This window comes from Actinoplanes sandaracinus, assembly GCF_030009775.1.
Classification (GTDB): Bacteria; Actinomycetota; Actinomycetes; order Mycobacteriales; family Micromonosporaceae; genus Actinoplanes; species Actinoplanes sandaracinus.
This window is the reverse complement of sequence record NZ_JASCTH010000008.1, coordinates 260,300-282,069: the sequence shown is the minus strand read 5'-3', so window position 1 is coordinate 282,069 and position 21,770 is coordinate 260,300. Positions and strand designations below refer to the sequence as shown.

The window sequence follows — 21,770 nt, the reverse complement described above, 5'->3', positions numbered from 1 at the left end:
TTTCACCGGTATCGCACAGACAGGGCTCACCGCAGGTCCGCCTCGTCGGCACGGAGTCAGATGAGCCAGCAGCGTCACGGAAGCACGCCCGGCGAAGCCGATGGCGTCCCGGCCTTCCCGGATCTACCGGAGGCGACCATCGCGCGACTTCCGGAATACCTGCGCGCCCTCCATCACCTCGCCGAGACCGGCGCGGAGACGGTCTCCAGCGAGGGTCTGGCCGCAGCCGCCGGGGTCAACTCGGCCAAGCTCCGCAAAGACCTCTCCCACCTCGGGTCGTACGGCACACGTGGCGTCGGTTATGACGTCGCCCTGCTCGTCTACCAGATCGAGTACATCCTCGGTCTCGACAAGAACCGCGCGGTCTGCCTGGTCGGCGTCGGCAATCTTGGGCACGCCCTGGCCGGTTACGCCGGCTTCGCCAGCCGGGGCTTCCGGGTGGTGGCGCTCTTCGATGCCGACCCGAAGAAGGTCGGTGAGGAGATCAACGGCCTCATCGTGCAGCACACCGACGACCTGGAGCGGATCGCGGCCGAGGAGTCGATCGCGATCGGCGTCATCGCCACCCCGCCCGGAACCGCGCAGGCGGTCGCCGACGCGCTGATCGCCGCGGGGGTGACGAGCATTCTCAACTTCGCCCCGGGAGTTCTCTCGGTGCCGCCCAACGTCGACGTCCGTAAGGTGGATCTCGCCATCGAGCTCCAGATCCTTTCGTTCCACGAGCACCGCAAGGCGTCCCTGACCGCGCTCCCGGGCGGCCGGGCCGCCGCCGTGGCGGCCGATGCCGCGCCGGGGAAGGCAGCGCCGGGGAACGCCGTGCCGGGAAATCAGGAGGCGGTCGGTTCGTGAACCTGCTCAGCATCGGCGCCTCGTACCGCACCGCTGACGTCGCGGTCCTGGAGCGCCTCGCCATCTCCGAGTCCGCCGTCCCCGACCTGCTGCAACGCCTGGTCGCCCAGCCGTACGTGGGAGAGGCCGTCGTCGTCTCCACCTGCAACCGGGTCGAGGTGTACGCGGCGGTCAGCGGCTTCCACGGCGGCCTCGGCGACATCTGCAACGTGCTGTCCGAGCACTCCGGCATCCCGGCCACCGAGTTGGCCGGTCATCTCTACGTGCACTACGGCGAAGCGGCGGTCCGGCACTCGTTCCGGGTGTCGTCCGGCCTCGACTCGATGGTCGTCGGTGAGGCGCAGATCCTCGGGCAACTGCGTGACGCGTACCACGCGGCGACCGAGGTCGACTCGGCCGGGCGGCTGCTGCACGAGCTGATGCAGCAGGCGCTGCGGGTCGGCAAGCGGGCCCACGCCGAGACCGGCATCGACCGGGCCGGGCAGAGCGTCGTCACCGCCGCCCTCGATGTGGCCGCCGAGCACTTCGGCGGCGACCTGACCGGGCGGTCCGCGCTGGTCATCGGCGCCGGTGCGATGGGCGCCCTGTCGGTGGCCACGCTCACCCGGGCCGGCGTCGGCCCGCTGCGGATCACCAACCGCAGCCACGATCGGGCCGACCGGCTGGCCGAGGCGTACGGCGCGATCGCCGTCGGTTTCGAGCAGCTCGACGCGGTGCTCGGTGAGGTCGACATCGTGGTCACGGCCACCGCCTCCACCGAGCCGGTGCTGACCCGTGACCGTCTGGCGAAGGCGCTCGCCGTCAAGGAGCTGGTCGTCCTCGACCTGGCCGTCCCCCGGGACGTGGCGCCCGACGCCGCTGAACTGCCGGGCATGGTCGTCGTCGACATCGACAGTCTCGCCGCCGGGCGCCGCACCCAGCCGGCGGTGGCCGAGACCGCGGCCGTCGAGCAGATCGTCGCGAGTGAGGTGGACGGCTTCCTCGGCTGGCTGCGCGGGGCGGAGATCGCGCCTACGGTGGCGGCACTGCGCACCCGCGCGGAAGAGGTCATGTCGACGGAGATGCGCAAGTTGATCTCCAGGCGGCCGGATTTCACCGAGGAGCAGCGGGCGGATGTTTCCCGTACCCTGCACCGGGTCGTCCAGCAGCTGCTGCACTCACCCACGGTGCGTGTCCGCCAGCTCGCCGCCGAGCCCGGCGGAGACCAGTACGCGGCCCTGCTCCGCGAATTGTTCGACCTGGACGTGCCGCTCGCCACCCAGGCTGACGCGGTGCCGGAGATCGGGGGAAAGCCGTGAGCACACCGCTTCGTCTGGGGACGCGGGGCAGCGCCCTGGCGCTCACCCAGTCGCAGATGGTCGCCGACGACGTGACCGCCGCCACCGGCCGCCCGGTCGAGCTGGTCCGGATCGTCACCCCCGGCGACCGATCCGACGCTCCGGTGGCTCAGCTCGGGGTCGGTGTGTTCGTGTCCGCGCTGCGGGACGCCCTGCTGGCCGGTGAGATCGACTTCGCCGTCCACTCGTACAAGGACCTGCCCACCGCCGAGCACCCTCGCCTGCACATCGCCGCGGTGCCGCCCCGGGAGGACCCGCGGGACGCCCTGATCGCCCGTGACGGCCTGACCTTGACCGAGCTGCCGCCGGGGTCGACCATCGGCACCGGTGCAGTGCGCCGTGTCGCGCAATTGCACGCTCTGGGCCTAGACTTGCAGGTCACACCGATCCGAGGGAACGTCGACTCGCGTATCGCCCGGGTACTCGGACCCGAGGCTGATCTCGATGCCGTCGTTCTCGCCCGGGCCGGAGTGGCCCGTCTCGGCCGTTCTGCGGAGATCACCGAGACGCTCGACCCGATGCTGATGCTGCCCGCCCCCGCTCAGGGAGCGCTGGCGGTGGAGTGCCGGGCCGACGACACCGACCTGATCGAGCTGCTGTCCGCACTCGATCACGCACCGACCCGCGCCGCCGTGGTGGCGGAGCGGTCGATGCTTGCCACGCTCGAGGCCGGGTGCTCCGCACCGGTCGCGGCACACGCCGAAGTCGCTGAGGGCGACGACGGCGACGAGATTTATCTGCGCGGTGCGGTGATCAGCCCGGATGGGCTTCGAGCCATCCGTCTGTCGCGCACCGGAACGCCCGCCGGCGCGGCGGAGATCGGCAAGGCACTTGCCATCGATCTCCTCGACGCCGGAGCCGATACCCTGATGGGGAGCACAGAATGACCACCCGCACCGCCCGTAAGCCAGCCGGACGCATCGCGTTCATCGGCGCCGGACCCGGCGACCCGGAGTTGCTGACCCGCCGCGCGTACGCGGCGCTGACCGATGCAGATCAGGTGGTCTACGACCGCGGCGTGCCCGAATCGCTGCTCAGCGCGATCCGCTCCGACGCCAAGGAGGACGCGCAGTTCAGCCCGGCCGAGGGCGCGCCCGGCGACGTCGCGAAGGTGCTGCTCTCCGCCGCCAAGTCGGGCCTCTCCGCCGTGCACCTGGTCGCCGGTGACCCGTTCGGCCACGAGTCCGTGGTCAAGGAGGTGCAGGCGGTCGCGCGGACCGCGGTGCACTTCGAGGTGATCCCGGGCATCGGACAGGCCGAGGGCGTCGCCGCCTACGCCGGTGTGCCGCTGCCCGGCGTGCGGATCTCCGCCGACGTCGACGACGTCGCCAACCTGGACTTCGACGCGCTCGCCGCGGCCGCCCAGAAGGGCTCGTTCGCGGTCGCCGTGGACGCCGGCGACCTCGCCGCCGTCCGTGACGGCCTGCTCGCGGCCGGCGTCGAGCCGGGTGTCCCGGTCGGCGTGACCGGCGACGGCACCGGCGAGACGCAGTACACGACCACCTCGACGGTGGACAGCTTCGTCGCGGCGGCGCTCGGCTTCACCGGCCGGGTCGTCCTCACCGTCGGCTCCGAGGTCGCCGAGCGCGACGCCCTGAGCTGGTGGGAGAACCGCCCGCTGTACGGCTGGAAGGTCCTCGTCCCGCGCACGAAGGAGCAGGCCGGCGCGATGAGTGCCCGGCTGCGCGCCTACGGGGCGATCCCGTGCGAGGTGCCGACCATCGCGGTCGAGCCGCCCCGCACCCCGGCCCAGATGGAGCGCGCGGTCAAGGGCCTGGTCGACGGCCGGTATGCCTGGGTGATCTTCACCTCGGTGAACGCCGTCCGCGCGGTCTGGGAGAAGTTCGGCGAGCACGGCCTCGACGCCCGCCACTTCGGCGGCGTGAAGATCGCCTGCATCGGTGAGGCCACCGCCGACGCGGTTCGCGCGTTCGGCATCCAGCCGGAGCTGATCCCGTCCGGTGAGCAGTCCTCCGACGGCCTGCTGGCCGAGTTCTCGCCGCACGACGAGATCCTCGACCCGGTCGGCCGGGTGCTGCTGCCGCGCGCCGACATCGCGACCGAGACCCTGGCCGCCGGGCTCATCGAGCGTGGCTGGGAGGTGGACGACGTCACCGCGTACCGGACGGTCCGCGCCGCCCCGCCGCCCGCCGAGATCCGCGACGCGATCAAGTCCGGCGGCTTCGACGCGGTGCTCTTCACCTCGTCCTCGACCGTCCGCAACCTGGTCGGCATCGCCGGCAAGCCGCACGCCCGCACGGTCGTCGCGGTGATCGGCCCGAAGACCGCGGAGACCGCGGTGGAGTTCGGCCTCCGGGTCGACACCCAGCCGCAGAACGCCTCGGTGCCGGACCTGGTCGAGGCGCTCGCCGAGTACGCCCTGGAACTCCGCGAGAAGCTGGCCGCGATGCCGGCCAAGCAGCGCCGCGGTTCCAAGGTGCAGGGCCCCACCGCCCTCCGATTCCGCTGACCCTCTGACGAAGGCGCGCCGGGTTTCCTCAACCGGCGCGCCTCTTCGTTTCCGCTCGCTTTTCAGTTGGCATTTTAGGAGCGCTTGATGTCCTTCCCCGACATCCGTCCGCGCCGCCTGCGGCGCACACCCGCGATCCGCCGTCTGGTCGAGGAGACCCGCCTCGCGCCGTCCGAGCTGATCCTGCCGATGTTCCTCAAAGAGGGACTGACCGAGCCGAAGCCGATCAGCTCGCTGCCCGGCGTCCTCCAGCACTCCCGTGAGTCGCTGCGCAAGGCCGCGGCCGAAGCGGTCGCCGCCGGTGTCGGCGGCATCATGCTGTTCGGCGTGCCGGACAACGCCAACAAGGATGAGACCGGGTCGGCCGGCCTCGACCCGGACGGCATCCTCAACGTCGGCATCCGCGACCTCAAGGCAGAGCTCGGCGACAGCACGGTCATCGTGGGCGACCTCTGCATCGACGAGTTCACCTCGCACGGGCACTGCGGCGTGCTCGCTCCGGACGGGTCGGTCGACAACGACGCCACCCTGAAGATCTACGGCGAGATGGCGGTCGCGCAGGCCGACGCCGGCGCCCACATGGTCGGCCCGTCCGGCATGATGGACGGCCAGGTCGGCGTGATCCGTAAGGCTCTCGACGCGGCCGGCCACCAGGACGTCGCCGTCCTCGCCTACTCCGTGAAGTACGCGGGCGCCTTCTACGGCCCGTTCCGTGAGGCCGTCGAATCCACCCTCCAGGGCGACCGCCGCCAGTACCAGCAGGACCCGCCGAACGCCCGGGACGCCCTGCGCGAGGTCGACCTCGACATCGCCGAGGGCGCCGACATCGTCATGGTCAAGCCGGCCCTGCCCTACCTCGACATCATCGCCGCCATCCGCGACCGCGTCACCGTGCCGGTCGCCGCCTACCAGGTCTCCGGCGAATACGCGATGGTCGAGGCCGCCGCGGCCAACGGCTGGATCGACCGCGAACGCGTCATCCTCGAATCGCTCACCTCGATCAAGCGGGCCGGCGCCCAGATCACCTTGACCTACTGGGCGGCAGAGGCGGCGACGCTCCTCCGCGACCGCTACTGACCTCACGGTCCGTCGCCGGCTTTCACCCCCGGTCTGGTACGCCGTGGGCCGCCCCCATCGCATCCACCCCTCACGTGTCAGTCCACGCGAGGCCCGGCCCTCTCCCGGCCCCAGCGCGCCTTTCGGGCAGAGCAGCGGATCACCGGCTAGCCCTCAGTGCTGGGGCTAACCGGGCTCCAGTGACTGGACCAGCTGGGTGACGTCGGCGATGTACTCGAACCAGTCACGGTCGGACTGGTAGCCCAGCTCGGCGTTGACCTTCAGCATCGACTCGTTGTGCTGCGCGTTCCACGTCTGCACCTGGCGCAGCGTGGGCTCGGCGGCACGCAACTCGAACAGCATCCGCGCCTTGAGCGCCCGGTCGATGCCGTAACCCCGGTGCTCCCGGACGACGATCGTGTCGTACTGGTCGGCGCGCTCCGGATGTTGCGCCGGAACGACCACCTCGGTCAGCCCGGCCACGGTGCCGGTCGCCTCATGGATGGCGAGCACGATGTACGGCTTCAAGCCCCGCTTGTGCAACGTTTCCAGCGAGTCGCGCAGCCGCTGCGGATCGGACGAGCGCGGGGCCAGGTCGAGATCGTCGTCGTCGCGTTGCGCCTCCGCCTTGGCCTGTGCATAGGCGCCGAGCAGATGCTCCGGTGGGCCACCCGGGTGGTACTCGACGCGGTAGCCGGGGCCGATCCCGCCGGCCATGCCGCCCAGAGCCAGCCAGTCGACCGTGTCCAGGTTGAGCACGCTGCGAGTCTCCACATACTCCCGCTCGAAGCCGAGGAACTCGTAGAACGGGATCGCCGACGTGCCGCCGATCGCCTCCACCCCGATCGAGGAGAAGCCCTCCAGATAGGCCCGGCGGACCGCTACCGCGACCAACTGCCGGCCCAGTCCTCGGCGCCGCAACTCGGGACGGACCAGCACCTCCAGCACGCCGATGTCGCCGAGCAGCAGGATGTTGACGTGCCCGAAGATCTTGCTCTCGCCCTCGGGAAGGCGGTCGTCCTCGGCCACCCAGGTGATTCGCCGCTCGCCCGGCATCGTCTCAGCGAGATATTCCCTGACCTGCACGTCCCGCCAAGGTGGATCATCGGGGAGATCGGCCGCCAGGACCGCGTTCACCGTCTCCACGAGCGAGTTCACCTCGGTCGCGGACGCGGAGCGGGGATCCCATTCGCGCACCCTCACGGGTACATCGTGCCGTTTGTGAGACCTACAGGGAAGTGCTCGCCACGCAAAAGTACGGCAATGCTCACTCAGCGTTGCGATGAGCGCCGATGTCCGGGCGCTCCGTGACCGTCAACGGCTGCGCCGCCCGTATTCGTCGGCGGTGTTGAAGACCTTCTGCGCGTACGGCCGGACCGCGTTGTACGACAGGATCGCGTCCCACCAAGCGTCGGCCTTGGCCAGGTCGCGCCCGCCCTTGCACAGGTACGACGCCGCGGTCAGCGCCGCGTCGTCGATGTCGTTCGGGTTCGCCACCCCGTCCCGGTCGGCGTCGATCGCCGTCTCCTTCCAGGTGGTCGGGATGAACTGCATCGGCCCGATCGCCCGGTCGTAGGTGGTGTCCTGATCGAGCGCGCCCCGGTCGGTGTCGGCGATCATCTGCCGGCCGCCCTGCCCGTTCAGCGGCAACCCGAAGATCGTCGGAGTCGCCACGCCGTCCGCGCCCAGCACCGCGCCGTTGAAACTCCCGTGCGACGACTCGACCTTCCCGATCGCGGCGAGTGTGGTCCAGCTCAGGTGACAACTCGGCGTGGTCTTCGAGGTCACCAGTTCGGCGTAGCCGTACGCCTGCACCGCCACCACCGGGATCCCGACCCGTGTCCCGACCTGCGTCGCCCAGCTGGCCAGGGCATCGGCCGGCCGGGGGTTGACGGCCGCGTTCGGTGGGGTCAGCCCCGGCAGCCCGTTGGGCACGGTCGCTCCCGGAAGCCCGGTCGCTCCCGGCAGGCCGTTGGGCACGGTCGCTCCCGGCAATCCGGTCGCCCCCGGCAGGCCGTTGGGCGCGGTGCCTCCCAGCCCCGGATAGTTCGACGGCATGTTCCCCGCCCCGGGCAGCCCGGCAGCCGGGACTCCCGCCGACGACCACCCGCCCGGCGGCGCTGATCCCGGCCCGGCCTCGCCGAACGCCGGGGTGGCACTGGGAGTGGGTCTGGCCTCCAGCGCCTGGGGCACCAGATAGGCCCCCGAAGCCCCGGCCCCCACGACCAGCGCGGCCACCAGGACACCCGGCACGATCACGCGCCCGCTCGGCCCCCGCGTCCAGGCGACGACACCGCGTGCGGCCCGGCCGGTCAGATGCAGCGGCCGGAAACGGCGCTGCGCCTTTCCGCTCTTGGCCGCAGCCCTGCCCTTCTGGTCCCCGGCCGCCGCGGCCGCAGCCCCGGTCACTCCAGCGGCCTTGCTGTCAGCGGCAGGCTTGCCATCGGCGGACTTGCTGCCATCGGCGGACTTGCTGTCAGTGGCGGGTTTGCTGTCAGTGGCGGGTTTGCTGTCAGCGGCAGGCTTGCCATCGGCGGGTTTGCTGTCAGCGACGGGCTTGCCGTCGGTGGCTTTGCTGTCAGTAGCCGTGTCGGCCGTCGGCTTGCTGTCCGCCGTCACGCCGTCGCTGAGCTTGCTGTCCATGGCCGTGCCAGCCACAGCGGATCCCGGCCCGGCCGAGCTGGCGGCCTTCTCCCCGCTGCCCTTCTCCCGAGTGGCCGGCACCGAGTCTCCGGCTCCCGGTCCCTCCGTTGCCGCGTCGGCCTTCGACGCCTCTGGGGCGGTGCCGCCGGTTTCCGATTGCTGTGATGCCACGCCGGTCTTGGGCTCGTCCGGGGCGGTGCCGCTCGTGCCGGGCTCGTTCTCATTACCCGAACCCGAACCCGAACCCGAACCGTCGCCTTCCACGCCAGACGCTCCGCCCTTCGAACCCGCCGAGCCCTGCGCGGCGGCGCCGGGCTCAGGCGCGCCCTTCGGCTCAGGCGTGGCTTTCCGCTCGGGTGAGGCGTCCGACCCAGTACCTGCCGGTCCATCGGCTCCAGTCGATGCCACACCGGCCGTCGCCGGGGCCACGTCGGTCGTGGCCGGAGCGGCCGGAACGTCATCGGCCGGTGGCGGGACCGCGGTGGCCTGCGTCGAGACGGCGGGGATCGCCTTGACCGCTGCCGGGGTGGCCGGAGCCACGGTGGCCGGCGACGGCACAGCGGGAACCACGGTGGCCGGCGACGGAGCCGACGGCGCCGCATTGGTAGGAGCCGGAGCCGTCGGTGCGGTGTTGGTAGGAGCCGGAGCCGTCGGGGGTGCGTTGGTCGGTGTCGGGACGGCCGGCGCCACGTGGGACGGGGTGAGGCTCGCGTGGGACCAAGCTGGGGCAACCGGAACAAAATCGCCGGGGGCGGCGCCCGAACTGCTCAGCGGCCCGCCCTGATGCGGTGCCGCGGACCGCAGTTCCGGTCGCTCTGCTGGATTCTTCCGTGCCTCCGCCACGCGTAGACCCTACCCGCCGGAAACCATCTGCGGGGAGGCCGTCGGAGGCCTGTGGACAACTCCTCAAGAACTCCCCGTGCGCTCCGCATCGCAGGGGCCCTACGCTGGTCGGATGCCGCGTTATGAGTTCCGGTGCCGCCCCTGTGGCGCCACCTTCGAGGTCAGCCGTCCGATGCGTGAGGCCAGCGAGCCGGCGGCCTGTCCGCAGGGCCACGACGACACCGTCAAGCTGCTGTCCACAGTCGCCGTGACCGGCCGTGGTGGCGGGGCCCCGTCCGTCCCAGCCGGTGGTGGCGGCGGTGGTGGTGGCTGTTGCGGCGGCGGCTGCGGCTGCTGATCGACGGCCCCGGAAAGCCGTCGGTCAGGCGACCGGCCGTCGCAAGCCGCACCCACCCCGGCGACCGGCCGGCGGGCGAACCGCCGACCATGCGTCGAAGCGACCCCGGCAACACGGATGGTGGGTAACCGGGCATCCGGAAGCGAGGACCCGGCCGGAGCGACCATGATCAGTGTCGACTTCGGCCGGTAACCTTCCACTCGCTCCCGGTGGCGGTTTCATTGCCCCGTACGGGTACACCCGATCAGCCCGGCGGTTTTGGCCGAGCGCGGCGTTTCCGCGTTCGACCTCTTTCGTTACGAGACGCGTAGTCCCGTATGCCTCCGGTCGATGTCGCGATCAGGATGTCCTCCGTAAGGGGTCGGCCGTGGCGGGTAAATGGTTACCGTCCGTTTCTACGATGGGCGGTGACACAGAGATACGGCAGCATGAGTCACGACTTCCAAAAGGGGGCGGAGGTTCCACCGTGTCGGGACGGATCGAGCTACCCAGTGGCCTGGTGACCTTCATGTTCACCGACATCGAGGGCTCGACGAGGCTCGCTCGGATGCTCGGTGAGACGTATCGAAACGTGCTCGGCGCTCACCGAGCGGTGCTACGCGCCGTGTTCGACGAGTTTAGAGGTGTCGAACTCCTTACGGAGGGTGACTCATTTTTCGTGGCGTTCTCCCATGCCGACGCGGCCGTCGCGGCGTGTGTCGAGGCGCAGCGGAGACTGGCGTCCTACGACTGGCCGCGTCCGGACGCGGTGCCCCGGGTCCGGATCGGACTGCACACCGGCCGGGCTGTTCCGGTCGGCCAGGAGTACGCCAGCGCCGAGGTGCACCGGGCCGCCCGGGTGTCCGCCGCGGCGCACGGCGGCCAGGTTTTGTGTTCGGAGGCGACCGCTCTGGCGGTGACCGCCGCCTATGCCGCCACGTCCGGCGGTTCGGCCGGCGCCGCGGCCGCGGCCACGCTGGCCACCGTGGACCTGCTCGACCTGGGCGCCTTCCGGCTGCGTGGCTTCGATGACGACGAGCGTCTCTTCCAGGTGACAGCGCCCGGCCTGGACCGGGACTTTCCCCGCCCGCGGACGGCGGAGGCTCCCCGGCACAACCTTCCGGCCGAGCACAGCCCGTTCGTGGGCCGCCGCGCCGAACTCGCCGACCTGGCCGAGTTGATCAGCCATAACCGCCTGGTCACCGTGGTCGGCCCGGGCGGTTCCGGCAAGACCCGGCTCACACACGCGGTGGCGGAGCAGCTCCTCAAGGCGTACCCCGGCGGGGTGTGGTCGATTGATGCCGCGGTCGCGGCGCAAGGCCTGCCCACCGCCCTCGCCGCGGCCCTGGGCCTGCGTCCGGAGCCGGGCCGCCCGATGATCGACACGGTGGTCGAGCAGTGCGCGGAGCGGCGGATGCTGGTGCTGCTGCAGACGTGCGACGCGGCGCCCGCGTTGACCGCCGCGCTGGCTCACCGCCTGCTCAGCCGCTGCCGCCGGCTGGACGTGGTGGCTACCGGCCGGGCTCCGCTGGCACTTGCCGGCGAGACGGTCTGGCGGCTTCCGCCGCTCGCGCCGGCTGACGCGTTCGCCCTGCTCCGGGATCGTGCGGCGGCCGCGCAGGGCGGTCGTCCCGGCGATGGTGATCCGCAGTTGGCCCGGCTGGCCGCCCGCCTGGAGGGTTCGCCGCTGGCGATCCAGCTCGCCGCGGCCCGGCTCCGCCTGCTGCCGGCCGAGCAGTTGGCCCGGCGCCTGGACGATCCGCTCGGCGCGCTGGACAACGACGCCGCCGGTGACGGCCGGCACGCCAGTCTGACCAACAACCTGGCCTGGTCGTACCGGACGCTCGGGAGCCGCGCCGCCGATCTGCTGCGCCGGCTGGCCGCGTTCGCCGGCCCGGTCGAGCTCGCCACCGTGGAGTGGTGCGACCCGGAGGCGCTCGGCGCGCTCTCCGAACTCGCCGACAAGTCGCTGGTCGAGGTGGTTCCCGGCCCCCGGTACCGGATGTCGGACCAGGTGCGGGCGTACGCGCTGCGCCAGCTGTCGTCGACCGGCGACGAACCCGTGATCCGGGACCGGCATCTCGCCTGGTCGCTGCACACCCTCGACCGGGTCACCGTGGACACCGACGGCCAGGTCCGTACGGTGTCGCTGACCGAGCTGAGCCCCTATGTGGCCGAGTGGCAGGCCGCCCTGCGCTGGGCCGCCGCCACCGGTGACGTCTCGGCCGGGCTGCGGCTGGCGGTCGCCCTCGACCCGTGGTGGCGCGAGCACGGCGACACCCGCGACGGCCGGGAGTTGCTGTCCACCCTCTACCGGCGCCTTCCCGCCGCCGGTACCCGCCGCGTCGCGTCCGAGCCGGGCACTCCGGCGGAGGCCGGATCGGTCGTCGCGGTGGCCGAGTCGGTCGCCGCCTGTCTGGTGTGGGCCGGCCTGACCGGCGACCGGGCCGAGCGGGAGCGTCTCCTGGCCCGTGCCGAGGCGGAGGCTCGCGGTTCCGGCGATCCGGCGCTGCTGGTCCGGGTCCGCGCGGCCCGTCTGACTCTGCCCGGGGACGATCCCGGCGCCACCGAGCGGGACTGCCGTGAGGTGGTCGCCCAGGCCGAACGTACCGGCGTCCCGAACGCCGCCTTCCCCGCCGTCCTGACTCTCGCCGAGTTGCTCTGGCGTCGCGAGGCGCTGGCGGAGGCCTCGGACCTGCTCGGCGCCGCCCGTCATCTGGAGGCCGCGCGACCCGAGGACCGCGGCCGGCGTGCCGTCGACTGGCTGCTCGGCATGGTCGCGCTTCGCCGCGGCGACCTGGTCGCCGCCCACGATCACCTGGTGGTGGCGCTGCGTTCCCGTCTGCGGCACGGTTTCCGCGGTGCGGCGGCCGACGCGGTGGCGGCGATCGCCGTACGCTGCGCGCTCGGCGGCGATCCGGCGACCGCGACGGTGCTGTTCGGCGGCGCGGAGGCGGCCCGTGGCGCGCGCCGCACCGAGTCGTTCGGCGCCTTCTGGTCGGCGCACCAGACGTCGCTACGCGCCGCAATGGGTGACGTCACCTTCGACGCGGCCTACGCCGACGGCGCGGGCCTGGGCTTCGACCGGATAGTGGCGATGGCTCTGGCCGTCGAGCACCCCGACCTCGAAGACGGCGCCGCCCGCTTCGCCCAGATAGCCCGATAGGCCACCATCAACCCTTATCTTGTACGGCCACTGCTCCCACAACCGCGATCACCCGGCCCCGTGGCTCCCGCGCGCGAGGCGGCCCCCACTCCCGGCCGCCGCGCGCCTCACCGGCAAGGCCGTGGCGAACCCGGCGGGTCAGGCGGTGCCGAGCAGGCGGACCGTCTGGTGGTAGGTCCAGGCGACGGCGTTGCAGATCGGCTGGGCGGCTTTGCGGTACGCATCGCAGACGCGGCGCAGATCGGCGCGGAACACCTCGTCGATGCGTTTCTTGTGTACCGCGAACGCGGCGTCGGCGCGGTAGTTGCGGTACCCGAAGTCGTGGCGCCGGCAGGCGTCGGCGAAGACGAAGCCGAACGGGGCCTCGGGGGACCGTGTGCAGAGGTCGGTGGACCAGTCGAAGCCGTAGGCGGCCCAACGGTCCTGGTCAGCGCGGGCGGCGTCCCACGCGGCGGTGCTGGCGGCGGTCGGCTGCGTCCAGCCGGCCAGGAGTTCCGCCCGGGTGACCGCCGCCGGGGCCGAGGGGTGGGTGACCGTGGCGATCGATGCCGCCCGCGCCGGCTGGGCCGGGATCAGGGCTGTGGTCAGCAGTGCGGCGACCGCGATGCGGCGCATGAGGTACCTCCGACGCGGGGCCGGTGACTGATGTGATGTCCTGGGATACGACCTTTAGCTTGACCGTTAAGGTGATCGCGTGCAGGCGGTTCCATGATTCATCTACCGATGGTCCGGCAGGGACCGCTGCGGGCCCTCGGTGTCCGCCTGGCGATGGCGTGCACCCTGGTGCTGCTCGCGGTCACGGTCATCTATCTGGATCGTGAGGGTTACCGTGACGTCAACGAAGACGGCCTGACTCTTCTCGACTGCTTCTACTACGCGGTCGTGTCGCTCTCCACCACCGGATACGGCGACATCACGCCGGAGACCCAGGGCGCCCGCCTGGTGAACGTCCTGTTCATCACCCCGGCCCGGGTCCTCTTCCTGATCATCCTGGTCGGCACCACACTCGAGGTGCTGACCGACCAATACCGCAAGGGCCTGCGGGTCGCCCGGTGGAGGAGCAAGTTGAAGGACCACGTGATCATCTGCGGGTACGGCACGAAGGGCCGTGCCGCGGTCGCCGCGCTGCTGGAGACGGGTTACGACAAGTCGCGCATCGTCATCGTGGAGAACCGGGAGGCCGGGGTCCGGCAGGCCGCGGCGAGCGGGTTGGTCGTCATCGAGGGCGACGCCACGAGGTCCGCGGTACTGAACGAAGCGGACGTGAAGAACGCCAAGTCGGTCATCATCGCCACCGACCGCGACGAGTCGTCGGTGCTGATCACGCTGACCGTGCGGCAGTTGACCGCCGGCCAGGTCCGGATCATCGCGGCCGTGCGGGAGCAGGAGAACGCCGCCCTGCTCAAGCAGAGCGGCGCGCACCACGTGATCGTGTCGTCGTCGACGGCCGGCCGCCTGCTGGGCCTCACCACGACCGCGCCGCCACTGATCGACGTGGTGGAGGACCTGCTGACACCCGGCCAGGGCATGGCGCTGGCGATGCGCTCGGCCGAGCGGGCCGAGGTCGGTCGGAACCCGCGGGAGCTGAACACCCTGGTGGTGGCGCTGATCCGGCGCGGCAAGGTGCTGCCGCTCGGCGGCGAGCAGATCATCACCATCGAGACCGGCGATCTGCTCGTCTACATCCGCGACGAGGAGTCGGCGACCAACGGCGTCACCGTGTGAGAGGGCCGGCTAGAGGATGGTCCAGGTGTCGCCGGCGTTGAGGAGGCCGTCGAGCATCTCCTCGGGGGTGCCGGTGGCCTGCGTCTTCGCGTCGAGCACCTGCTTGCGGACGATCTCGTCGTAAGACGGGCGCCGCACGTCCCGGAACACCCCGATGGGGGTGGTGCCCAGGTCGGAGCCGGAGAGCCGGCTCAGCGCGAACGCGTAGGCCGGATCGTCGACCGTCGCGTCGTGGACGATCGGTGTGCCGCCTTCCTGCACCTTCAGGCCGAAACTGCCCTCCGGGTGGACCACGTTGAGGCCGCCGACGGTGATCGGCTGGCCCTGTTCGAGCCGGATCAGGTGCTCGTCGCGCGAGGAGGCGTCCTTGATCAGGTCGAAGGCGCCGTCGTTGAAGATGTTGCAGTTCTGGTAGATCTCGACGAACGCGGACCCCTCGTGCTCGGCCGCGGCCCGCAGCACCGACTGGAGGTGCTTGCGGTCCGAGTCGATGGTGCGGGCCACGAACGTCGCCTCCGCGCCGAGGGCGAGCGAGAGCGGGTTGAACGGCGAGTCCGCCGAGCCGGCCGGTGTCGACTTGGTGATCTTGCCCAGCTCGGAGGTGGGGGAGTACTGCCCCTTGGTGAGCCCGTAGATCCGGTTGTTGAACAGCAGGATCTTGAGGTTCACGTTGCGGCGCAGCGCGTGGATCAGGTGGTTGCCGCCGATCGACAGCGCGTCGCCGTCGCCGGTGACCACCCAGACGCTCAGGTCGGGCCGGGACGCTGACAGCCCGGTCGCGATCGCCGGGGCCCGGCCGTGGATCGAGTGCATCCCGTAGGTGTTCATGTAGTACGGGAAACGCGACGAGCAGCCGATGCCGGAGACGAAGACGATGTTCTCCCGGGGGATGCCCAGCTCCGGCATGAAGCCCTGCACCGCGGCGAGGATCGCGTAGTCCCCGCAGCCGGGGCACCAGCGAACCTCCTGGTCGGACTTGAAGTCCTTGGCGGTGAGTTTGAGTGCGACCGTCTCAGCCATTCTTGACCACGTCCTCGAGCATGCTCTCCAGCGTCGCGGCGGTGAACGGAAGACCGCTGACCTGGTTGAACGGAACCGCATCGATCAGGTACCTCGCCCGGATCACCGAGGCGAGCTGACCGAGGTTCATCTCCGGGACGACGACTTTGTCGTACCCCGCGAGAACCTCGCCGAGATTGGCCGGCAGCGGCGAGAGATGTCGCAGATGGGCCTGCGCGATGTTCAGACCGCGCTGGCGCAGCGCCCGGCAGGCGGCGCCGATCGGTCCGTAGGTGGAGCCCCACCCGAGCACCAGCACCCGGGCGCCCTCGGCCGGGTCCTCGACGTCCAGATCGGGCACCGGTATGGCGTCGATGCGGGCCTGCCGGGTGCGGACCATGAACTCGTGGTTGGCCGGGTCGTAGGAGATGTCACCGGTCTTGTCGGCCTTCTCCAGGCCACCGATGCGGTGCTCCAGGCCCGGCGTGCCGGGCACGGCCCACGGCCGCGCCATCGTCTCGGGATCACGCAGGTACGGCAGGAAGCGCCCGTCGGAGGTGTTCGGCGCCGTGGCGAACTCGACCTGGAGATCGGGCAGTTCGTCGACGGACGGCAGCAGCCACGGCTCCGACCCGTTGGCCACGTAGTTGTCGGACAGCAGGATGACCGGAGTGCGGTAGGTGAGCGCGATCCGGGCGGCCTCGATGGCCGCGTGGAAGCAGTCCGACGGTGACTTGGGCGCGATCACCGCGAGCGGCGCCTCGCCGTGCCGGCCGAACAGGGCCATGTTGAGATCGGCCTGCTCGGTCTTGGTCGGCATGCCGGTCGACGGGCCGGCCCGCTGCACGTCCACGATCACCAGCGGCAGCTCCAGGGCGATGGCCAGCGAGATGGTCTCGCTCTTGAGCGCCACGCCCGGCCCGCTGGTGGTGGTGACGCCGAGCGCCCCGCCGTAGGAGGCTCCGAGCGCCGCCCCGACCGCGGCGATCTCGTCCTCGGCCTGCATGGTGGTGACGCCGAACCGCTTGTGCTTGCTCAGCTCGTGCAGGATGTCCGACGCCGGGGTGATCGGGTAGGCGCCGAGGAAGAGCGGCAGTTTCGACCGCACCGCCGCCGCGACCAGGCCGAGTGAGAGCGCCTGGTTGCCGGTGATGTTGCGGTAGGTGCCGGAACGCATCTTCGCCGGCTTGATCTCGTAGCGCACCGAGAACGCCTCGGTGGTCTCGCCGTAGTTCCACCCGGCCTGGAAGGCGGCCTTGTTCGCGGCGACCAGGTCGGGTCGCTTGGCGAACTTGCGCTCCAGGAATCGCAGCGTCGACTCGAACGGGCGCGAGTACATCCAGCTCAGCAGACCGAGCGAGAACATGTTCTTGGCGCGTTCGGCGTCCTTCTTGGCGATGCCCAGGTCGGCCAGGGCGCCGACGGTCAGCGAGGTCAGGGCCACCGGGTGGACCGCGAACTCGGCGAGCGAGTCGTCTTCCAGCGGGCTGACGGCGTAACCGACCTTGGCCAGGTTGCGGCGGGTGAACTCGTCGGTGTTGACGATGATGTCGGCGCCGGCGGGCAGGTCGGCGAGGTTGGCCTTGAGCGCGGCCGGGTTCATCGCCACCAGCACGTTCGGCGCGTCACCTGGGGTCAGGATGTCGTAGTCGGCGAAGTGCACCTGAAAGCTGGAGACCCCGGGAAGGGTGCCTGCGGGCGCGCGGATCTCCGCCGGAAAGTTGGGAAGCGTCGAGATGTCATTGCCGAGCTGAGCCGTCTCGGACGTGAACCGGTCGCCGGTGAGCTGCATACCGTCACCGGAATCGCCGGCGAATCGGATGACAACCCGGTCCAGTTGTTCGACTCGCTTCTCGGTAGCGGGCACGATTCAACCTCCAGAGGGCGCGGTCCCGCTGCAACAAAGTGTGTCGATGGGCAGGGCCGCAGATCGTCACGTCCAGACTACGTCGCCACTCCTTACGAAGGGGCCGCAGACCGTTGCCCACGGTAGCCGTGACGGCAAACAACCAGCTACCCGATCTCACTGGTTGCGTCCTATAGGCTCCCCGATCGTGGACGGATATCTCGGTTCGTACGCCACCCTGGGCCTTGTGCTCCTCGCCGGTGTGCTGCTGTTCGTGGCGGCCTTCGGCGCGAACCGCCTGCTGCGGCCCTCGAATCCGGCGGAGCCGGCGGGCAAGCGGATCTCCTACGAGAGTGGCATCGATCCGGTCGGCGGAGACTGGGCGCAGGCGCAGATCCGGTATTACGTGTACGCGTACCTTTACGTGCTTTTCGCCGTGGAGGCCGTATTTCTCTTCCCGTGGGCGTTGATCTTCGACCGGCCGGGATTCGGCGGGCTCGCCATCGCCGAGATGGGCATCTTCGTCGCCGTGCTCGCGCTCGGGATCCTGTACGCCTGGCGCAAGCGCATCCTGACCTGGACCTGATCGCTCGCCGGAGGCCGCGGACCGGGTGGCGGTCTCGCCTACGGAAAGCGGACATGTCAACATCGTGCGCATGGGTCAGCTTCTGCTCTTCATCGTCGTGGCTCTGGTCGTCGCGACGATCGTCTTCGGTGTGACCGTGTTGCTGAGCGGGGGCGACTCCGGCCTGACCCCGGTCGAGCCCGACGGCCGTGCGGTTCCGCTGCCCAGCGACCGCCCGCTCGGCGAGGAGGACATCTCCCGGACCAGGTTCGACACCGTCTGGCGGGGGTACCGGATGGCGCAGGTCGATCAGGCGCTGCAGCGGGCGGCGTACGACATCGGCTACAAGAGCGAGCTGATCGGCGTCCTCGAAGCCGAGGTGGCCGCGCTGCGCGAGGGCCGTACCGAGGACGCCGAGGCGCTGCGCAAGGCCCGAGAGGCCGCGCTGGCCCCGGCCGCGCAGCCCGCCGTCACGCCGCCGCCGGTGGTCATCCCGATGGCGCCGTCCGAGGAGCAGGAGCCGGTGGAGAAGCGATGAGCAGCGATCCGGAGGCCGGCCCAGAGGGGTTCGGCGACGCCGCCAGTCCCGGCGCCGGCGAGGTCACCGCCACGGTGATCGTCAACGCGCCCGCGCCCAAGGTCTTCGCCGCGTTCCTGGACTGGGAGAAGCAGTCCGAGTGGATCCCGTTCACCCGGGTCCGGGTGGTCGAGGGCGACGGCGGCGAGGGCAGCCTGGTCGAGGCGGTCACCGCGATCGGCCCGGCGATCCTGCGCGACGAACTGCGGGTGGTCAAGGTCAACGCGCCGTACGAGGTCCGGGTCGTGCACTGCGGCAAGGTGCTACGCGGCCCCGGGGCGATGCGGTGCACCGCGATGTCCGGCGACCGCACCCAGATCGTCCTGCACGAGTGGTTCCACCTGCCGGCCGGCCCGGTCGGCAAGATCGCCTGGCCGGTCCTCTGGCCTGGCTCGAAGCTGGGCTTCACCGGCGCGCTGCGGAAGTTCGCCCGCCTGGTGGAGCAGGGCCGCCTGCCGTGACCGACTCCGGGATCGTGATCGGCGCCGACGGGCGCCCGCGCTGTTTCTGGGGCGGCGGCTCGCCGGACTACGTGGTCTACCACGACGACGAGTGGGGCCGGCCGGTCCGCGGCGACGACGCGCTGTTCGAGCGGCTCACCCTGGAGGCCTTCCAGTCCGGGCTGTCGTGGATCACCATTCTGCGCAAGCGGCCGGCCTTCCGCGCGGCCTTCGCCGGTTTCTCGATCGCGAAGGTGGCGGAGTTCGGTGAGGCGGACGCCGCCCGCCTGATGGCCGATGCGGGCATCGTACGCAACCGGATGAAGGTCGACGCCGCCCTGCACAACGCCCGGGTCGCGGCCGGCCTGCCGGAGGGTCTGTCGGAGCTGCTCTGGTCGTTCGCGCCACCGGCCCGGCCGAGGCCGCTGGACCGGGCCGGCGTCCCCGCGGTGACACCGGAGTCCACCGCCCTCGCCAAGGCGCTGAAGAAGCGGGGCTTCAAGTTCGTCGGCCCCACCACCGCTTACGCGTTGATGCAGGCCACGGGCATGGTCGACGACCACCTCGCAGACTGCTGGGTGCCCGTGATGTGATGTTCCCATGGCGCAGTTCGTGGTAATCATTCCGGACGAGCAGTGGGCGACCGAGCGGTTGTTCCAGCACGATGTGGTGACGTTGGCGGACGGCCCGGCCGGTGCTTCGGTCGGTGACGAGGTCCTGCTGGTCGCCGGGGAACAGGTCGTGGCTCTGGCCCGGGTGGAGAAGGCGGACGGCGGCGAGTTCGCGCTGTGGTACCTGCGACGGGCCTTCGACGAGCCGGTCCCCGCCGAGGGGCTCTCGGCCGGCCCGGTCGACGAGGAGACGTTCCGGCGGTTCTCCGCCCGGCTGGGCGGCCCGGCCGACAAGAAGGCCTGGCTGGTCAGTGTGGCGCTGCCGATCGAGGCGGTGAACCCGGCGGAGGCGGTGCGCCAGTTCTGGTCGCACGTGCTGGAGCTGGGGCCGGTGGAGCTGCCGACCTATGTCTGGCCGTCCGGGGACGAGCTGGCCATGCAGGCCTTCGTCCTCGGGGCCGAGGCGAACCAGGACCCCGAAGAGGAAGACGACGACGAGTAACGGTCAGCGGCCCTGGTAAGTCGGCTTCTGCTTGTTGAGGAAGGCGCTCACCGCGGCCTGGTGGTCGGCGGTCGCGCCGCAGATCGCCTGCGCCTGTGCTTCGGCCGCCAGCGCGTCCGAGAGCGTGCCGGCGTCACCGATGGACAGCTCCCGCTTGATCGCGCCGTAGGCGACGGTCGGGCCGGCGGCCAGCCGGGCGGCGAGTTCCTGCGCCACCGGCAGCACCTGCTCGTCGTCGTCGAGCAGCCTGGTGAGCATGCCGATCCGGTTGGCCTCGTCGGCCTTGACCGGCTGGGCGAGCAGCAGCAGCTCGACGGCCTTGGCGTGCCCCACGATGCGCGGCAGCGACCAGGAGATGCCGCTGTCGCCGGCCAGGCCCACGTTGGCGAACGCCATCAGGAAGCTGGTCTTCGGGCCGCCGATGCGGAAGTCGGCGAGCAGGGCCAGCGAGGCGCCCGCCCCGGCGGCCATCCCGCGCACCGCCGCGATCACCGGCTTGGGCATGCTGGCCAGCCGCTGGGCGATCGGGTTGTAGTGCACCTGGACGGTGTTCAGGTCGGTCGCGCCGGACTGGAGCAGCGCCGCGTGCTCGCGCAGGTCCTGGCCGCCGCAGAAGGCGTTGCCGGCACCGGCCAGCACGATCGCGCGGCACGACCGGTCGCTCTCCAACTGGGCGAGGGTGTCCCGCAACGCCTCCTTGAGGTCGACGGTGAACGAGTTCATCGCCTCGGGGCGGTTCAGGGTCAGGGTGACGACCGCGTCAGTGCGGTCGACGAGCAGGACATCGGTCATGGTTCTGAGAATCCCACACGTCCCCCACGGGCGGCCGACTGCAGGCAACGTTCCACATGCCGGTCGGCGGCGGGACGCAGCCGGGTGGCGTGCTTGTCGAAGAACAGGGCCGCCTTGACGCCCGGCCAGCCCGGGGGCAGCAGGGCGGGCGGCAGCTGCGGGTCGTGGAAGAGGAACGAGCGCCAGCCGTGCACCAGGCGGAACCGGGCCGCGTACGCCTCCTCGTCGGTGCTGCGTGGAGTGATCGCTTTCATGGCGGGGCGCGCCGACTCGACGAACTCCTCGTACGCCCGGCCGATCTGGCCCAGATCCCAGGCCCGGCCGACGATCCTGATCGCGCCGGGCGAGCCCGCGGTGTGGCTGGCGCTGAACCGCTCGAACCCGGTTCCGGCCTCGTTGAGCAGGGCCTCGACCTCTTCGGAGGCCTTGGGGGCCACCCAGACCTGCTCGCTGAGCGGCCCGTAGCCCAGATAGGTGAGACGGGCCGCGTCCCGGCGCGCGACCGGCTCGTGCAACAGGATCATGTCGAAGCGGCCGTCCCAGCCGCCGCGACCGGTTCGGTACACCCGGGCGGCCGCCTCGTCGAGCCGGCGAGCGGCTTTCGGAGTGAGCAGATAACCCGGTCCGGAGGCCAGGCGCAGCGGATGCAGCCATCCCTGTCGCACCATTCGCGACACGGCGGTGCGGACCGCCGGAGCCGCGATGTCGAGCGGGGCCAGCAGCCTGACGAGGGCGGACACCGGGGCTCGGGAACCACGAGCGCGCAGGTAGTCGCCGTACAGGTCGAAGAGTGCGGACCGCGCCTGCATGACCGCACATTGTGACAGCCCGAAAGACGATATGCTAGACGCTGTCACATCCGCCCGGGCTGGGTTTGGGTTCGCCGGTGTTCATCAGGGAAAATGTTTGATCGGCACGGTGGGCCGCTGCGCGTGAAGACGTGAAACGGCCTGAGCGGGCCGCCGATCGGAAACGAGCACCGCGTCATGTGGGGCTGAGCACGTGACGTGGCTGCTGGCATTCCAGGAGCAAG

At 71.0% G+C, this 21,770-nt stretch carries 20 protein-coding genes; 13 read left to right on the top strand and 7 right to left on the bottom strand.

Annotated elements, in window-relative coordinates:
• Positions 1 to 60 precede the first annotated feature (60 nt).
• The 5 genes from QLQ12_RS14875 to hemB all read left to right on the top strand — a co-directional run bounded on the left by QLQ12_RS14875 (position 61) and on the right by hemB (position 5,733).
• Positions 61 to 849, top strand: coding sequence for a redox-sensing transcriptional repressor Rex (locus QLQ12_RS14875; protein WP_282760310.1), 789 nt, complete (start codon positions 61 to 63; stop codon positions 847 to 849).
• The gene (locus QLQ12_RS14870) at positions 846 to 2,147 is read left to right on the top strand and encodes a glutamyl-tRNA reductase (protein WP_282760308.1); all 1,302 of its coding nucleotides are present in this window, start codon (positions 846 to 848) and stop codon (positions 2,145 to 2,147) included. Before QLQ12_RS14875 ends, QLQ12_RS14870 begins: the two co-directional genes overlap by 4 nt.
• Positions 2,144 to 3,073, top strand: a complete 930-nt coding sequence (gene hemC, locus QLQ12_RS14865; protein ID WP_282760306.1) for a hydroxymethylbilane synthase — start codon at positions 2,144 to 2,146, stop codon at positions 3,071 to 3,073. Before QLQ12_RS14870 ends, hemC begins: the two co-directional genes overlap by 4 nt.
• Positions 3,070 to 4,656: a bifunctional uroporphyrinogen-III C-methyltransferase/uroporphyrinogen-III synthase gene (locus tag QLQ12_RS14860; protein ID WP_282760304.1), complete on the top strand. Its 1,587-nt coding sequence runs from the start codon at positions 3,070 to 3,072 to the stop codon at positions 4,654 to 4,656. The genes hemC and QLQ12_RS14860 overlap by 4 nt, the downstream gene beginning before the upstream one ends.
• Positions 4,657 to 4,743: 87 nt before the next feature.
• Positions 4,744 to 5,733, top strand: a complete 990-nt coding sequence (hemB, locus tag QLQ12_RS14855) for a porphobilinogen synthase (protein ID WP_282760302.1) — start codon at positions 4,744 to 4,746, stop codon at positions 5,731 to 5,733.
• A gap of 165 nt (positions 5,734 to 5,898) precedes the next feature.
• Here hemB and QLQ12_RS14850 read toward each other — a convergent pair whose 3' ends face one another.
• Complete coding sequence (locus tag QLQ12_RS14850; RefSeq protein ID WP_282760301.1) at positions 5,899 to 6,915, bottom strand: GNAT family N-acetyltransferase; 1,017 nt, start codon at positions 6,913 to 6,915, stop codon at positions 5,899 to 5,901.
• A 111-nt stretch (positions 6,916 to 7,026) separates the two neighbouring features.
• Positions 7,027 to 8,436 (bottom strand): lytic transglycosylase domain-containing protein, encoded by a 1,410-nt coding sequence (locus QLQ12_RS14845; protein ID WP_282760299.1) that lies wholly within the window; start codon positions 8,434 to 8,436, stop codon positions 7,027 to 7,029.
• 874 nt (positions 8,437 to 9,310) lie between these two features.
• Between QLQ12_RS14845 and QLQ12_RS14840 the strand changes: the two genes are divergently transcribed.
• Both QLQ12_RS14840 and QLQ12_RS14835 read left to right on the top strand, forming a co-directional pair.
• Positions 9,311 to 9,535 (top strand): FmdB family zinc ribbon protein, encoded by a 225-nt coding sequence (locus QLQ12_RS14840; RefSeq protein WP_282760298.1) that lies wholly within the window; start codon positions 9,311 to 9,313, stop codon positions 9,533 to 9,535.
• Between the two features lie 466 nt (positions 9,536 to 10,001).
• Positions 10,002 to 12,680 (top strand): ATP-binding protein, encoded by a 2,679-nt coding sequence (locus QLQ12_RS14835; protein WP_282760297.1) that lies wholly within the window; start codon positions 10,002 to 10,004, stop codon positions 12,678 to 12,680.
• A 138-nt stretch (positions 12,681 to 12,818) separates the two neighbouring features.
• Here the strand turns inward: QLQ12_RS14835 and QLQ12_RS14830 are convergent, their stop codons facing one another.
• Positions 12,819 to 13,295, bottom strand: a complete 477-nt coding sequence (locus tag QLQ12_RS14830; protein WP_282760296.1) for a phospholipase — start codon at positions 13,293 to 13,295, stop codon at positions 12,819 to 12,821.
• A gap of 93 nt (positions 13,296 to 13,388) precedes the next feature.
• On the opposite strand from QLQ12_RS14830, the gene QLQ12_RS14825 reads away from it, so the two are divergent.
• The gene (locus QLQ12_RS14825) at positions 13,389 to 14,405 is read left to right on the top strand and encodes a potassium channel family protein (RefSeq protein WP_282760294.1); all 1,017 of its coding nucleotides are present in this window, start codon (positions 13,389 to 13,391) and stop codon (positions 14,403 to 14,405) included.
• 9 nt (positions 14,406 to 14,414) lie between these two features.
• On the opposite strand, the gene QLQ12_RS14820 is transcribed toward QLQ12_RS14825, so the two are convergent.
• A complete protein-coding gene (locus tag QLQ12_RS14820) occupies positions 14,415 to 15,425 on the bottom strand; it encodes a 2-oxoacid:ferredoxin oxidoreductase subunit beta (protein WP_282760292.1) in 1,011 nt (336 codons plus the stop codon).
• Entirely contained in the window at positions 15,418 to 17,271 is a 1,854-nt protein-coding gene (locus QLQ12_RS14815; protein ID WP_282760290.1) for a 2-oxoacid:acceptor oxidoreductase subunit alpha, read from the bottom strand. Before QLQ12_RS14815 ends, QLQ12_RS14820 begins: the two co-directional genes overlap by 8 nt.
• Positions 17,272 to 17,458: 187 nt before the next feature.
• Between QLQ12_RS14815 and ndhC the strand changes: the two genes are divergently transcribed.
• The 5 genes from ndhC (at position 17,459) to QLQ12_RS14790 (ending at position 19,945) form a co-directional block, all read left to right on the top strand.
• Entirely contained in the window at positions 17,459 to 17,836 is a 378-nt protein-coding gene (gene ndhC / locus QLQ12_RS14810) for an NADH-quinone oxidoreductase subunit A (RefSeq protein ID WP_282760288.1), read from the top strand.
• A gap of 70 nt (positions 17,837 to 17,906) precedes the next feature.
• Complete coding sequence (locus QLQ12_RS14805; protein ID WP_407651482.1) at positions 17,907 to 18,353, top strand: DivIVA domain-containing protein; 447 nt, start codon at positions 17,907 to 17,909, stop codon at positions 18,351 to 18,353.
• Positions 18,350 to 18,853 carry an SRPBCC family protein gene (locus QLQ12_RS14800; protein WP_282760286.1) on the top strand — a complete coding sequence of 168 codons (504 nt, stop codon included), beginning with the start codon at positions 18,350 to 18,352 and terminating at the stop codon, positions 18,851 to 18,853. The genes QLQ12_RS14805 and QLQ12_RS14800 overlap by 4 nt, the downstream gene beginning before the upstream one ends.
• The gene (locus QLQ12_RS14795) at positions 18,850 to 19,425 is read left to right on the top strand and encodes a DNA-3-methyladenine glycosylase I (RefSeq protein WP_282760284.1); all 576 of its coding nucleotides are present in this window, start codon (positions 18,850 to 18,852) and stop codon (positions 19,423 to 19,425) included. The genes QLQ12_RS14800 and QLQ12_RS14795 overlap by 4 nt, the downstream gene beginning before the upstream one ends.
• A 7-nt stretch (positions 19,426 to 19,432) precedes the next feature.
• Positions 19,433 to 19,945, top strand: a complete 513-nt coding sequence (locus tag QLQ12_RS14790; protein WP_282760282.1) for a hypothetical protein — start codon at positions 19,433 to 19,435, stop codon at positions 19,943 to 19,945.
• 3 nt (positions 19,946 to 19,948) lie between these two features.
• Here the strand turns inward: QLQ12_RS14790 and QLQ12_RS14785 are convergent, their stop codons facing one another.
• Both QLQ12_RS14785 and QLQ12_RS14780 read right to left on the bottom strand, forming a co-directional pair.
• A complete protein-coding gene (locus QLQ12_RS14785; protein WP_282760281.1) occupies positions 19,949 to 20,737 on the bottom strand; it encodes an enoyl-CoA hydratase-related protein in 789 nt (262 codons plus the stop codon).
• Positions 20,734 to 21,546 (bottom strand): PaaX family transcriptional regulator, encoded by an 813-nt coding sequence (locus QLQ12_RS14780; RefSeq protein WP_282760280.1) that lies wholly within the window; start codon positions 21,544 to 21,546, stop codon positions 20,734 to 20,736. The genes QLQ12_RS14785 and QLQ12_RS14780 overlap by 4 nt, the downstream gene beginning before the upstream one ends.
• Positions 21,547 to 21,770: the final 224 nt, after the last annotated feature.

What these genes read in the sequence shown, in the direction of transcription:
- QLQ12_RS14875 (WP_282760310.1), top strand. Translation starts at nt 61, where the DNA reads ATGAGCCAGCAGCGTCACGGAAGCACGCCCGGCGAAGCCGATGGCGTC.
- QLQ12_RS14840 (WP_282760298.1), top strand. Translation starts at nt 9,311, where the DNA reads ATGCCGCGTTATGAGTTCCGGTGCCGCCCCTGTGGCGCCACCTTCGAG.
- QLQ12_RS14820 (WP_282760292.1), bottom strand. Translation starts at nt 15,425, where the DNA reads ATGGCTGAGACGGTCGCACTCAAACTCACCGCCAAGGACTTCAAGTCC.
- hemB (WP_282760302.1), top strand. Translation starts at nt 4,744, where the DNA reads ATGTCCTTCCCCGACATCCGTCCGCGCCGCCTGCGGCGCACACCCGCG.
- QLQ12_RS14805 (WP_407651482.1), top strand. Translation starts at nt 17,907, where the DNA reads ATGGGTCAGCTTCTGCTCTTCATCGTCGTGGCTCTGGTCGTCGCGACG.
- QLQ12_RS14785 (WP_282760281.1), bottom strand. Translation starts at nt 20,737, where the DNA reads ATGACCGATGTCCTGCTCGTCGACCGCACTGACGCGGTCGTCACCCTG.
- QLQ12_RS14790 (WP_282760282.1), top strand. Translation starts at nt 19,433, where the DNA reads ATGGCGCAGTTCGTGGTAATCATTCCGGACGAGCAGTGGGCGACCGAG.
- QLQ12_RS14780 (WP_282760280.1), bottom strand. Translation starts at nt 21,546, where the DNA reads ATGCAGGCGCGGTCCGCACTCTTCGACCTGTACGGCGACTACCTGCGC.
- QLQ12_RS14825 (WP_282760294.1), top strand. Translation starts at nt 13,389, where the DNA reads ATGATTCATCTACCGATGGTCCGGCAGGGACCGCTGCGGGCCCTCGGT.
- QLQ12_RS14860 (WP_282760304.1), top strand. Translation starts at nt 3,070, where the DNA reads ATGACCACCCGCACCGCCCGTAAGCCAGCCGGACGCATCGCGTTCATC.
- QLQ12_RS14800 (WP_282760286.1), top strand. Translation starts at nt 18,350, where the DNA reads ATGAGCAGCGATCCGGAGGCCGGCCCAGAGGGGTTCGGCGACGCCGCC.
- QLQ12_RS14830 (WP_282760296.1), bottom strand. Translation starts at nt 13,295, where the DNA reads ATGCGCCGCATCGCGGTCGCCGCACTGCTGACCACAGCCCTGATCCCG.